General features: G+C 48.3%; 13 protein-coding genes. 11 read left to right on the forward strand and 2 right to left on the reverse strand.

The genetic code is table 11. The annotated features are described in order from the left end of the window. Window positions 1-102 precede the first annotated feature (102 nt). On the forward strand, window positions 103-3615 hold the full coding sequence (locus ACYQ2M_RS07235) for a response regulator (RefSeq protein ID WP_459915658.1): 3513 nt from the start codon (window positions 103-105) through the stop codon (window positions 3613-3615). Continuing rightward, window positions 3599-4522 (forward strand): GGDEF domain-containing response regulator, encoded by a 924-nt coding sequence (locus ACYQ2M_RS07240; protein ID WP_459915659.1) that lies wholly within the window; start codon window positions 3599-3601, stop codon window positions 4520-4522. The genes ACYQ2M_RS07235 and ACYQ2M_RS07240 overlap by 17 nt, the downstream gene beginning before the upstream one ends. A gap of 93 nt (window positions 4523-4615) precedes the next feature. On the opposite strand, the gene ACYQ2M_RS07245 is transcribed toward ACYQ2M_RS07240, so the two are convergent. After that, complete coding sequence (locus ACYQ2M_RS07245; protein WP_459915660.1) at window positions 4616-5506, reverse strand: alpha/beta fold hydrolase; 891 nt, start codon at window positions 5504-5506, stop codon at window positions 4616-4618. A gap of 464 nt (window positions 5507-5970) precedes the next feature. Here ACYQ2M_RS07245 and ACYQ2M_RS07250 point away from each other — a divergent pair, with 464 nt between their 5' ends. The 5 genes from ACYQ2M_RS07250 (at window position 5971) to ACYQ2M_RS07270 (ending at window position 9694) form a co-directional block, all read left to right on the forward strand. Then, on the forward strand, window positions 5971-6264 hold the full coding sequence (locus tag ACYQ2M_RS07250) for a cytoplasmic protein (protein WP_459915661.1): 294 nt from the start codon (window positions 5971-5973) through the stop codon (window positions 6262-6264). A 4-nt stretch (window positions 6265-6268) separates the two neighbouring features. Next, window positions 6269-6805, forward strand: a complete 537-nt coding sequence (locus ACYQ2M_RS07255; RefSeq protein WP_459915662.1) for a YfcE family phosphodiesterase — start codon at window positions 6269-6271, stop codon at window positions 6803-6805. A gap of 298 nt (window positions 6806-7103) precedes the next feature. Next, window positions 7104-7931, forward strand: coding sequence for an ABC transporter substrate-binding protein (locus ACYQ2M_RS07260; RefSeq protein WP_459915663.1), 828 nt, complete (start codon window positions 7104-7106; stop codon window positions 7929-7931). Between the two features lie 4 nt (window positions 7932-7935). After that, a complete protein-coding gene (locus ACYQ2M_RS07265) occupies window positions 7936-8622 on the forward strand; it encodes an ABC transporter permease (protein WP_459915664.1) in 687 nt (228 codons plus the stop codon). Between the two features lie 16 nt (window positions 8623-8638). After that, window positions 8639-9694 carry an energy-coupling factor ABC transporter ATP-binding protein gene (locus ACYQ2M_RS07270; RefSeq protein ID WP_459915665.1) on the forward strand — a complete coding sequence of 352 codons (1056 nt, stop codon included), beginning with the start codon at window positions 8639-8641 and terminating at the stop codon, window positions 9692-9694. Window positions 9695-9717: 23 nt separating this feature from the next. Here ACYQ2M_RS07270 and ACYQ2M_RS07275 read toward each other — a convergent pair whose 3' ends face one another. Continuing rightward, on the reverse strand, window positions 9718-10125 hold the full coding sequence (locus ACYQ2M_RS07275; protein WP_459915666.1) for an iron-sulfur cluster assembly scaffold protein: 408 nt from the start codon (window positions 10123-10125) through the stop codon (window positions 9718-9720). A gap of 359 nt (window positions 10126-10484) precedes the next feature. On the opposite strand from ACYQ2M_RS07275, the gene ACYQ2M_RS07280 reads away from it, so the two are divergent. The 4 genes from ACYQ2M_RS07280 (at window position 10485) to ACYQ2M_RS07295 (ending at window position 13367) form a co-directional block, all read left to right on the forward strand. Further along, window positions 10485-11513 carry a potassium channel family protein gene (locus ACYQ2M_RS07280; protein ID WP_459915667.1) on the forward strand — a complete coding sequence of 343 codons (1029 nt, stop codon included), beginning with the start codon at window positions 10485-10487 and terminating at the stop codon, window positions 11511-11513. A 138-nt stretch (window positions 11514-11651) separates the two neighbouring features. Then, complete coding sequence (locus ACYQ2M_RS07285; protein WP_459915668.1) at window positions 11652-12041, forward strand: YbjN domain-containing protein; 390 nt, start codon at window positions 11652-11654, stop codon at window positions 12039-12041. Window positions 12042-12089: 48 nt separating this feature from the next. Next, on the forward strand, window positions 12090-12794 hold the full coding sequence (locus ACYQ2M_RS07290; protein ID WP_459915669.1) for a PspA/IM30 family protein: 705 nt from the start codon (window positions 12090-12092) through the stop codon (window positions 12792-12794). Window positions 12795-12818: 24 nt separating this feature from the next. Continuing rightward, a complete protein-coding gene (locus tag ACYQ2M_RS07295; RefSeq protein ID WP_459915670.1) occupies window positions 12819-13367 on the forward strand; it encodes a DUF4178 domain-containing protein in 549 nt (182 codons plus the stop codon). The last annotated feature ends 306 nt before the right edge of the window (window positions 13368-13673 follow it).

Here is a 13673-nt window from a genome sequence, read left to right on the forward strand (position 1 = left end):
AAATAGTCTCTGACGGAGACACCCCGGTGGAGCAATAGCTCCTGCATATAGATGGTTAATTTTTTAACGGAGCCTTAGAAATTCCCAACAATCAGGTGAAAGATGCCCTTTGACTTCATGAAAATATTAAAGCCGGGAAAGCTGAAAATTTCCCATTATCTCACACTGATCTTCATGATTTTCTGTATGGGGGTCAATATTATTTTCACCATCACCTGTTATAAAGCCGCATCAAAACAGGCAATGAATGAAATTGTCCACCGTCTGACAGACACCGTTTCCATTGCGGCCAAGGGCCTTGACGGAGACCTCCACGCCTACATTGTCGCATCAAAGGACGATAGATCCTTTGCATATGCCACATTTAAAACCACTTTGCAGAAAATTCAACAGGCCTCTTCGGATATTCATTTTATTTACACCATGGAAAGATCCCCCAAGGGGAAAATTCAATTTATAGTGGATGCAGAAACAGATCCAGAACAGATGGCCCCCCTGGGATCCATATACACCGATGCCAGCCATCTTTTAAAAAACAATTTTGATCACATGACAGGGCCTGTGGTGGAAACGGCATTTTATACGGACCACTGGGGGACCTGGCTTTCTGGATATGCCGCTTTTAATACCTCCAACGGAACAAGAGCCGGGGTACTGGGCATCGATATCTCAGCAGAAACCATTTTAAAGCATCAGAATAAACTTTTATTCATATCCCTTTGTGGGTTCTTTTTTTCCCTTCCACTCATATTTCTGCTGTCCATCTATCTTGGACGAAAAATAGGCAAGCCCATAAACGCCATGAAAATCGGTGCAGAAGAAATCAGTGCCGGAAATCTAGATATCCAGCTGAAAATCCCTCCATTTCAAGAACTGGCTTCCCTGGCCCATGCCTTGAATCACATGGCATCAGCCCTGAAGAAGGAGCAGAAAAATCTCCGGGAAATGGCCCTGAAATACAGAAGTATCTTTGACAATGCCTCGGAGGGCATCTTCCAGACCACCCCTGCAGGCCAATTACTCACCGCCAATGCCGCCATGATTAAAATGATGGGATACAACTCCTTTGATGACTTTCAACAGGGCATTGACAATAAAATCCACCGCATTTATGGAAATAAAAAAGACCGGGAAGATTTTCTGAATAAACTTCAAGCCAACGGCCTGGTGGACAGCCTTCGCCTTCGGGCCAAGCACAGGAACGGATCGTTGTTCTGGGTGGAATTAACAGCCCATATCCAGGACTACAAAGGCGATGGTCATCCCATCATTGAAGGAAGCATTAAAGATATCACCCTTGCTATTGAGAAGGAAGACGCCCAGCGACAAAAAAAGGTGGCAGAAGCGGCCTCCCTTGCCAAGAGTGAATTCCTGGCCAACATGAGCCATGAAATAAGAACCCCTTTGAACGCCGTCATGGGGCTAACCGATCTGGTTGCCAGAACTGATATGACACCCTCCCAGCAGGGATATCTTCGGAAAATCAAGATTGCCTCCCAGACCCTGCTTTCGGTGATCAATGATATTCTGGATTTTTCAAAAATTGAAGCTGGCCGCATGAGCCTGGAAAAAACCAATTTCTCCATCCATGAAACCATGGCCAATCTGTCAGAACTGTTTGCCCACCGGGCTTATGAAAAAGATCTGGAGCTGATCATTGACATTGATGAATCCACTCCGGCGGCCCTGGTGGGGGACCCGGTACGACTGGGTCAGATCCTCATCAACCTGGTGGGCAATGCCATTAAATTCACGGAAAAAGGTGAAATCGTGGTCCACGTGGCCCCCCATGACACCTCCGATTCTGCCCCTTCCACAAGTATATCCCTTGATTTTTCTGTTTCTGATACAGGTATAGGCATTCCTGAAGACCGTATGAACCAGCTGTTTGAATCCTTTTCCCAGGCGGATGCGTCCACCACCCGGAAATTCGGCGGCACCGGTCTGGGTCTTGCCATCTGCCGTAAACTGGCCCGACTCATGGGGGGAGATATTACGGTGAGCAGCCAACCCGGCAGGGGCAGCACATTTTCTTTCACTGTTACGCTGGAATGCCAGCCGGATAAAAATCAGATCGCCATGATTCCCCCCCGGGATCTCAGGGGGCTTCGGGTGCTCATCGTGGATGATAACCGGACCTCCCTTGAAATCCTGTCCGCTGCCATTCATTCCTTTCAGATGGAGGCCCACACCGCATCTTCGGGAAATGCCGCCATTGCCCTGCTGGAAGATCCAAAAAATTTCTTTGATCTGGTTCTCATGGACTGGAAAATGCCCGGCCTTAACGGCATTGAGACCGCCAGACAGATAAAATCAAACCTGAACCTGGAACGGGTACCCATCATCTGCATGGTGTCCGCCCATGGCAGGGAAGATCTGATCCAGTATTCTGAAAAGAGATTTCTGGATGCGTTTTTGCACAAACCGGTGAACCTGTCATTGCTGTTTGACACCATCATGGAGCTGTTTGGTCGCCACGATGCCGTGGTGAACCCCACCGAGGTAAAAAGAATGCAGCTGCCGGAGCGGAAACATGCCCTGCTGAAGGGAAAAAAAATCCTGCTGGTGGAAGACAATGAAATCAATCAGGAAGTTGCTCTGGAGTGGCTCTGCACCGTGGGAATAGAAACAAGGGTTGCCGGCAATGGAAAAGAGGCTCTGGAAATTCTTGAAACCCACCTTCCCCACGGCGTGCTCATGGATATTCAGATGCCGGTGATGGACGGGTTTGAAGCCACCCGGCTGATTCGAAACCAGTCACAGTTTAAAGATCTTCCCATTATTGCCATGACGGCCCACGCCCTGAAAGGCGATCGTGAACGGTGTGTCTCTGCGGGAATGAACGATCATGTGCCCAAACCCATTGATCCTGAAACTCTTTTTGACACATTGGCAAAATGGCTCATCAATGAGAGGCCTGCCCCCCCGGAGCATCCGCATCCGCAACCTGTACTTAAATCGGAAGAAGTTGAGTCCGTCCTGGATCTGCCGGGCATTGATACCCGGACAGGACTGTTCCGGGTGAACCATAACCACCCATTGTACCTGAAACTGCTCAACAGTTTTGTCCGGGACTTTTCCAGTGCCCATGAAAAGATCTTAAGATATCTTGAAAGCCATGACAGGGAAGCTGCCAAGCGCCTGGCCCACTCCATCAAGGGGGTGGCGGCCAACATCGGGGCAAATACCCTCTCGTCCCGGGCGGCGGATCTGGAGAGGGCTTTTTCCGGGGATATCCTTGAAACCCAGCCAGAAATGCTGAAGGCTTTTTCCATGGAAATGACCCGGGTCATGGATGGTATCCACACCATTACTGAAATTGCCCCGCCCCGGCCAGCAAGGCAAAAGCCCTCCCCGGCACTCACCGTCAGCCAAAAAGAGAGCCTTTTAACCACACTTGAAACCGTCAAGGATTTACTGGACGACGACCTGGACGGTGCCGGAACCCTGCTTGAATCTGTGCTTCCGCAACTTGACAGCCTGCCGGATAAATCCCAGGTAGCGGATCTCATGGAGGATCTGGACAATTTCGACATAGACGGTGCCCAGAAGAAATTAACAACCATTTGTAATCGTTTAAAAATAAAAGAGGACAGCCATGTCTCAGAAAGATAATCGATCAAAGGTGCTCATTGTTGATGACAACCGACAAAACATTGAAATGCTCATGGCGCTTTTCAAGGATGACTACAAAATCGCCGCTGCCATAAATGCCCGACGTGCCATGAAAATTGCCCTGTCCGACGCGCCACCGGATCTCATCCTCATGGATATACTCATGCCGGAAATGGATGGATATGAGCTGTGTGCCACTTTAAAGGAAAACCCGGCCACCAAAGACATCCCCATCATCTTTGTAACCGCAGTTTCCGAAATCATGGATGAAAACCGTGGATTTAACCTGGGGGCTGTGGATTATATCACCAAACCCTTTCACCCACCGGTGGTAAAGGCCCGGGTAAAACTGCATCTGAACCTGAAACGAAAACAGGAACTTCTGGAAAAATATGCCTTCATTGATGCCCTGACCGAAATTCCCAACCGCCGCCGCTTTGATGAAATCCTGGAAAAGGAATGGAACCGGGCCATTCGATCCCACCTGCCCCTGTCCTTGGTGATGATCGACATTGATCATTTTAAATATTACAACGACACCTATGGTCACGGCATGGGGGATGAGTGCCTGAAAAAGGTGGCGGCCACCCTGGAAAAAAGCCTGCGCCGGGGAAGTGATTTTGTGGCTCGGTACGGAGGTGAAGAATTCATGGCCATTCTGCCTGCTACCTCCGGCGAGGAAAGCATCGGCATCTGCCGGCACATTGCAGACAATATAAACGATCTTGCCATAGAGCACCGTTCCTCTGAAATCAACGGACGCATCACTGTCAGTATGGGCGGAGTAACAATCCAGCCCGATGCCATCCTGTCCATCCGGGAATTTATTGAAGCCGCAGATCAAAAAATGTATGAAGCCAAGGCCGCTGGTAGAAACCAGATCATGCACGCCAACCTGAACGCCTGAAAAAAATTCAGCGCAAATTATCCTCGGCGCATTCCCATTTTCCGGACTTGATCATAAGATCTGCCACGCGCCACAATTGGCCAGCAAACGGGGTCAGGCGGTAAACCGGTCAAACTGCTTCCAGAAAAATGCCAGTACCTCTTCAGATTCGTTGAGAATTTCATGCCGGGCCCGGGGAACGGACACAAAGGTTCCCCGGGGCAGGCGTTCACACAATTTTTTCTGGGCTTTGCAGGAAACCACCTGGTCCTGTGCGGCGGACAGAAGTAAAACCCTAAGCGTGATCCGTGGAACCACATCGGTTTTTGTCAGGGTATTGATGGATTCAAAGGCGGCATTGAGCCATCCCCAGGTTACACCTCCCAGAGCCAGGTCTCGATTTTTTTCAATGCACCGGTGCTCCTGCCAGAACCCATGCAAATCATGGGTTAAGGGATTATTTTCAAACTGTACCTTATCTGGGTTATAATCCCCATTTCCCGGGACATACAGTTCTTCTTTCCCCCATGAGACCATCTGTCGGGCCAGCACACCGGCAAGAACCCGGGGAATGGGCCTTGTGACAATGTCCACCATGGGAGAAATCAAAACGGCATTTTTCACATGGATTCCCATGCAGGCCATGGCTCTAAGGGCAATGTGCCCCCCCATGGAATGGGCAAGTATCGTGACGGGTAACCCCAGCGGTGTGATCACTTTCATGAAAAAAGCAGCCAGATCATCCAGATAACATTGAAATGAACGGACATATCCTTTGTCTCTGTTTTCCAGTTCCCGCACAGAAAGGCCCTGACCACGCCAGTCCAGGCTGACCACAAGAAATCCCCGGGATACCAGCTGGTCCACCACTTTTTCATACTTTTCCATGAACTCAGACCGCCCGTTCAAAAACAAAAGACAGCCCCTGGGGCTGCCATGGGAGGCCTGTGCCATACCATAACGCAGTAATTGATTATCCTCTGCTTTGAAATAGCGAAATTGCATTTGTCTGTTTCCTCTCTTTTCTATTTTCCACCTGGATCTGCTTACAAAAAACGGCCTTCACCTGGGCGGGCTTGGTCATGTAAATGTTTGGGCAGTACTTCATATTGGCCTGTTTAGGGGTGCGTAGAAAACTGTGAGCAACCCCAAACAGGTAAAGAAGGGGTGCTGAGCGAATATTTACGCTCGATGTAATGAGCAAGCCCTATATTTTTACCAGACACCCGGAACCGGATCGTTGATGGATACACTTTAACCATAAATTTGTACATCTTTTATCCAGTGAAATTTTCTCATTTTTATGGTATATAATCAAAATTCAGAAAATTGGCGCACAACGAATAAAAAAAATGGCATTATGCCGCCCCCAACGCACACCCGATCCGGCCCCGGACCGTGGGCTGTCCATTTGCCCTGCAGATCTAAAGCGTTGGACGGAGTTTCATATAAAAAACTGGAACCAAAAAATGTCTCAAATAAAATCAACTCCCCCGCCCCGGAAAGATATTCCCTCGAAAAAAGAAACCCATGACTTCATCCACAGTTACAAAGGCCTGGGGGCCTTTGGCATGAACCGGAAAACCGATGAGGAAACCATCATGTTTTATCTTCAAAAATTTTCCGAAGACACCTTCATGTCCCACTTTGTCCCACGCTTGAATGACATGGAGCTGTCGGAAATTTATGATCTTATCCACCGCCTTTTAAAAAGGCACATTTCAGAAGATGAATATCACGCTCTTTTTTTAAAGGATCGATAACACCATGCCAAAACTTCTCATCACCGCAGATGTCCATGGCAGTTACGGTACATGGATGGCCTTAAAATCCCTTCTTGAACCAGAAGATGCCCTGGTGGTGGCCGGAGACCTCTTTGACACCCGATATGGACATTGGAACTCCCCGGATTTCCAGCCCCGTTACATCAGAGATGATCTGAAAAAAATCAAAAACCAGGTGTATTATGTCCAGGGAAACTGTGATGAACCCTCCTTTTATCCCGGACAGGTAAATACACTAAATTTTGAATTCATGGGTCTGAAAATTTTTCTTCACCATGGCCATCGTCATCCGGGTCCAATTCCGTCCGGTGCAAACCTCGTCATCCAGGGGCATACCCATCTTGCTGCCCTGGAAAGCATTGAGAATACTTTTTTTCTAAACCCCGGTTCCCTTTGCTGTCCCCGGAACGGGCTTTATACCTATGCCACTGTGACAGACCACAAAATCAGACTCATGAACCTGAAAACAGGCACTGAACTCACCTCACTTTCTTTAGTGGAAATTTGTAATCCAAAGTAACTTACAGTTATTTATTTTTTCATTCCAGGCCAAAAAATTCAACTTCATTGACTTCAGCGGCAGTTTTGGCTTAAAAGATATGTACACGTTCATTTTTTACGAAGGCCTAATTACCCGGATTTATCCCCTTGATACTGCCCGGAAAGGGATAAATATTACCTGTTTTAGCCCATTCAAGAATGAACTTAAATCAAGTAGTGAAATGGTTCCTGGGCACACGTGCCATTGTCACACCGGCAAAAAAACCAGTTACTGAATTAGAACAGAAACACTGAAAACGATTACAAGGAGTCATGAAATGAAAAAAAGAATAACGCTCACCCTGGCCATTATGTTTTGTCTGATGACCATCACAGGAATTGCCCTTGCCGCAGAAAAATCCCTGATGATGGCCACCACCACCAGCACTGACAATACCGGCCTTCTGGATTACCTTATTCCCCATTTTACCACGGAAACCGGTATTGAGATGAAATGGACGGCCACCGGCACTGGAAAAGCCCTGAAACTGGGTTCCAAATGTGATGTAGATGTGCTCTTGGTCCATGCGCCGGGTGCCGAGAAAAAATTCATTAAAGAGGGGTTTGGTAAGGACCGTCGGGAAATCATGTACAACGATTTTGTCATCATCGGCCCTGCCAATGATCCGGCAGGCATCAAGGGAAAAACCGTGGCTGAATCCCTGAATGTTATTCGGGATGCCGGTGCCGCCTTTGCCAGCCGGGGGGATGATTCCGGTACGAACAAAAAAGAAAGGATTCTCTGGAAACAGACAGGTAAAGCCCTTCCTGAGAAAGAAGCCTGGTACATCCAGACCGGCCAGGGAATGCTTGCCACCATCAACGTATGCGAAGAAAGAAATGCCTACACCATGACAGACCGGGGCACCTATATTAAATATCAGTCCCAGAAAGGCGGAAACGCCCCTCTTATAGTTCTGGTGGAAGGGGATTCTATTCTGCTTAACCAATACAGTGTCCTCACCCTGAACCCAGAAAACTGCCCCAATGCAAAATATGATCTTGCCATGGAATTTTCCAACTGGATGGCCGGAGAAAGTGCCCAGACCCTGATTAAAAATTTCCGTCTCCTGGATAAAAAATTATTCATCCCCAACGCAAAATAAGGATATGGATTTTATCATTCAAGGGTTTTTCACTGCCCTGCAACTGCTGACCACCGGTGACAGTGCCACGTGGTCGGCAGTTACTGCCACTGTTAAAGTCTCTTCCATTTCCATGCTGTTCAGCCTGGTGACAGGGATGCCCTGCGGCTTTATACTGGGATATTTTGACTTTAAATGGAAACGGGGCGTACGGACCCTTTTAGATACCCTGCTGGCTCTTCCCACCGTATTTATCGGTCTTATGATTTACGCGTTGATATCAAACCGAGGGCCCCTGGGCAATCTGAATCTTTTGTTCACTCTGTCCGGCATTGCCATGGGCCAGGCCATTCTGGCCTTTCCCATCATCACGGCCCTCACCGCATCGGCGGTGGAAACCATTGACAGCCAGCTGAAACTGACCCTGATGTCCCTGGGGGCCGGTAAAAAGGACATCATGCTCACCTGCATGTGGGAGGTGCGCTATGGCATTGTGGCAGCTCTAGTGACGGCCTATGGCAGGGTAATGACCGAGGTGGGCATCTCCATGATGGTGGGGGGCAATATAAAGTGGCACACAAGAACCATCACCACGGCCATTGCCCTTGAAACCGGCAAAGGGATGTTTGCCAATGGCATTGCCCTGGGTCTTGTGCTGGTGACCATTGCCTTTGCCGTCAATATTTCACTATTTTTTCTAAGAAAACGATGAGGCTGCCCAGCCAGAAATGCCCAATACTTCCATATACACACTCAATAACATCCGCCAGTCATACAATGGTAAAATCGCTCTGGATATCCCACGGCTGTCCATTTCTCCCGGCTCCATCACCGGACTTATGGGACCCAACGGCAGCGGCAAGAGCACCCTGTTAAAACTGCTGGCATTTGTCGTGCCACCGGTCCGGGGGGAAATTTTATTCCTGGGAAGACCCGAGCTTCCTTTTTCATCCGGGGTGCGGTTCAATGTAACCCTTTTAACCCAGACCCCATATCTTTTAAAGCGTTCGGTGTATGACAACATCACCCACGGATTAAAAATAAGGGGTAAGGCCCATGGTGTAAAAGACCCGGACGTCCGGGAACAGGTAAGCTCTGTCATGGCAGAGGTGGGACTTTCCTTTGACGACTTTGCCCACCGAATGGACTACGAACTCTCCGGCGGCGAAGCCCAACGTGTGGCCATGGCTGCCCGGCTTATTCTAAAACCCCGGGTACTGCTGCTGGATGAACCCACGGCCAGTGTGGATGTAAACAGTGCCACCCTGATCCGACGGGCAGCCCTTTATGCCAGAAAAACCTGGGGAACCACCATCGTCATTGCCAGCCATGACCGGGAATGGCTCCAGGGTTCCTGCGACAGCCTGTTCCAGCTGTGCCAGGGGAAACTTTTTCAGGCGGGGTCAAAAAACATTATTCCTGGCCCTTTTGACCAAGATGACCAGGGATTTTTTCATACACTTCAGGCCACCCAGACCCATCAGCCCATACGGGTTTCCCCGCCGCCCCACAACAATGCCTCTGCCGTGCTGGATGCCCACCACATGCACCTCCATGTTGTGGAGAATCCCACAACAAAAGCATCCACTGCCACCGGAATAATACAAGGAGAAATATTGCGGCTCCTGGGAGATAAAAAACATGGGCACATCATTGCCACCATCCGGGTCAATGATCTGGATTTCACCATCCGTCTGACCCGGGATGCCGTTATCCAAAAACAACTGCTTCCAGGGACCTGGGTGATCTTAACCTATGATCTTGACAACATTGAATGGATTTAAAAGAATCCGGGCAGGAAGCGATGTTACCCGGCGGCAGAATCCTGTTTTTTTTCAAGGTCTCTCAGGGCAAGATAGAAAGCACCCACCGCCAGCTGGGCGCAATGCTCCTCATGGGCAGGAAGGGTTTTTAAAAGGTCTGACACATCTTCATGGGTGATATTCCACAGCTCCTCCATTTTTTTCCCATCGGCCAGGACAATCACTGCATTGGCACAGGCATTGGTGTTAATGCAACCATTAATATCATAGGAAATGGAAGTGATCTCACCGTCCGTTGCCATGATAAAAAATTCCACCGTATCCCCGCACTCCCCGGTGCGTTTGCCATAGCCATCGGCATGGGTAACCCGTTCCTGATATTCGTGTTTAAATGCCAGTTCAAGGTATTCTATGGAATGATCCTGCCAGAAATCTTTTGTTTTTGCTTCCATCTTTTTTACTCACTCATTTCAAGTTATTTACTCAATGTTATCAAGCCCCAATGATCCATATCTTTGAAAACAGAATCACACAACATCAGCCAGCCGTTATAATTTGGCAGTCCAACGGGATCAGGCGTACTGGGGCTGATCATAACATCGGCTTGTTTTATTGTGTCTTTTATCATAAAGTACTGCACTGAACAGGTAAAAAAAGCAATAATCCAGGCCCGCCCCCCAGCCAGAGTTGATAAATTGAGTTATTTAAAGTCATGGTCGGCTCAATCTATCCCTCTGGGGGCAAAAAGGGGACTCCACAAGCTGGATACTTTATCACCGGGCCCATTGATTTTCAAGGAGAATTCCTGCCAATGCTGCATGTCATCATGGCCCTTAAAAAAGTTTTAACTCTGCTGCAGCGCCACAATATGCACCGGGCGCTTATTGTCCTTCTGATTGTCCTTCTGGGGGGAAGCGGCATGCTTAGTTACCTTGAAGGCAACCTTGGTTTTTTTGATGCCATGTGGTGGTCCATAGTCACCATGACCACTGTGGGGTATGGCGATATTTCTCCGGCAAGCCCGGGGGGGCGTATGGTAGCCACCCTCGTCATGCTGAGCGGCATCGGCCTTCTGGGGTTTGTAACCGCCACCCTTGCCGGTATTTTCATTGAAAACAGACTATTGGAGAAAAGAGGCATGAAGCAGACCCATATTGTGAATCATTTCATCATCTGCGGCTGGAATTTCAGGGGAAAAACAATTCTTCTGGAAATGAAGGCAGATCCCAAGTGCAGTAAAATTCCCATCGTGGTGATTGCCGATGTAAATGAGATCCTGGAGCAGGGAGATCAACTTGTTTTCATCAAAGGACAGGTGAACAAGGAGACCCTTGATAAGGCCAATGCAAAGTCCGCATCGGCGGCCATTGTGCTGTCCGACGATAGCCTGGACACCTATGCAAGGGATGCCAAAGTCATTCTTGATACCATGACCCTGAAAACCCATTTTCCCGATCTTTATACCTGTGTTGAACTCATAGACCCCTCCAACATGGAGCATTGCCGTCTGGCAAAGGCAGATGAGATCATAGTTGCCGGAGAAATTTCCACTAACCTTCTGGTCCAGGCTGCCCTGGACCACGGCATCACCCGTCTGGTCAGTGAGCTTGTGAGCAACAGGTATGGCCATGACCTTTACAAAGTAAAATGCCCGCATTATCTTGTTGGAAAATCTTTTTTCCAGGTGATGTGCGATCTAAAGGAAAAAAACAATATCATCTGCATCGGCATTGAAGATTCATCGGGCAGTACCCTGACGGCAAATCCCGACAAGGACCATATTTTAAAGGCCAATGATTTTTTAATGGTGATTTCCTGGGACAGACCCTCGATCAACTGATGAAAGAATAATCACAGTACCCAGCAAATACCATGGCAGCCATCCTTGCCATGGCAAAAATTTAAAAAATGTAAGCAAACACCATGTACCCAGAACCTGCTTTTTCATATGAATCGTTAAGCAAAAAGGGAGAACCCAATGGAAGACAAATTCAACCTTATCAAAGAATTCCTTCAGGAAATGTCCGTCTCCATCGTCAAGGAAGATGCTGCAGAAGAACTTGTGGTGGTGGAAGATGAGGAAAACGGTATTAAGAATCTTATCATTGACTGCGAAGCACCCATTGTGGTGCTGGAACAGGTGATCATGAAGGTACCGGCAGAAACAGAAAAACTATACAAAAGACTGCTGCAGCTCAACAGGGAAGTTGTCCATGGGGCATTTGTACTGGATGCAGATGAACAATATATTATTTTCAGGGATACCCTGCAGCTGGAAAACCTTGACCGCAACGAACTGGAAGGCTCCATTCACGCCCTGACCCTGGCCCTTTCCGAGTATGGCGCAGAACTTCTGGAATACGTATAATCGTAAATAATTGAACTCAAAAAGATAAGTGATCTGAGGAGATAGACCATGTCATTTTTTAAAAGACTGTTTAAAGTGGGTGAGTCCAACGCCCATGCCCTTGTGGATAAAATGGAAGACCCCATCAAAATGACGGAACAGGGGATAAGGGATCTGAAAAAGGATCTTACCATGGCCATGCAGGGCCTTGCCGAAGTAAAGGGCATTGCCATTCGTACCCGAAAAGAAGCGGAAAAGAAAAAACATCTGGCCGCTGATTATGAAAGAAAAGCCATGCTGCTTCTCCAGAAGATGCAGAGCAATCAAATGGACCCAGCCGAGGCCGAACGTCTGGCAACGGAAGCCCTGAACCGAAAGGAAGAAAATGCCGCCGATGCCCAGAGACTGGACAAGGAAGCCACGGCCCACGAAACAAGGGGCAATGACCTGCAATCCAAGGTAAACAAACTTAAATCCACCATCACCACCTACGAAAATGATCTCATCACCTTAAAGGCCCGGTCCAGAACCGCATCCTCCACCAAAAAAATCAATGCCCAGCTGGCCAACATTGACTCATCATCCACCATCGGCATGCTGGAAAAAATGAAAGCCCGGGTGGAAGAAGATGAGGCCCTGGCCCAGGCATATGGTGAAGTGGCCAATGCCGGTGGCTCCATAGATTCCGAGATTGATGCGGCCCTGGGGGGTGCAGAAACGGCAAGTGCTTCGGAAAGTCTTCTTGAACTTAAAAAAAGGATGGGGATCTCCTGATCTCTGAAACGCATCATGGGCTTAATGGATTTTTTCAAAAAAAAAGGCACCGAAAAAGGACCTGACCCACTTTCCGGTCTCACCCTGGATACCCTGAAAAAGGGGTATTACTTGGATTATGACATGAAAACCTGGGAGGTGATGGCGGTCAACACCTATGACTGGGGCGACAATGACATCACGTATGAATGGCAGCTCCAAAGCCACGATGACACCCTTTTTCTGGAAATGGAAAACGATGATGAGATGTTCTGGTCCATCAGCCGCAAAGTGCCTTTGCGAAAGCTTGACCAGCGCATCATCACCCAGTTGAAAAACGGCGAGGAGCCACCGGAAACCCTTCCCTTTGAAGGCGAGGTTTTCTACCTGGAAGAAACCGGGGGCGGGCATTTCCATGCTGACGGAGCAGAACAGGGCAGGGAAATGCTCCAGTGGTGCTACGAAGACGATGACGGCACCCGGTTTCTTACCATTGAACAATGGGGTGAAACCGACTTTGAGCTAAGCCTTGGTAAAAAGGTGGAGGAGTATCAGTTTTCGGATATTCTACCCTCAGGGAAAACCGATATCTGATCTTTCAGGGGGACCTGGGCATTACGCCCAGGTCCCCCTTTTTGTTTTTTATCCCCGGATAATAATGCCAATAACGCACGCCTCACCCCGTTCGTTAACCCCGCCACCTATGACAAAAAAACCCTATTGCGACCAAATCTGAAAAATGGGGCTGCGCCATTAGAAATTACGCCTTTCTTCTTGATACGACAATTCCAAAATGAGAATTTAAATACCAGATATTCGGCCTTGACTTGAGATATATAAACTAATAAAATCGTGATGTTATTGAGCGGAGATCTTAACAGTTATCCTAAAAAAAAGGCC

Source organism: Desulfocicer niacini (genome assembly GCF_054657595.1).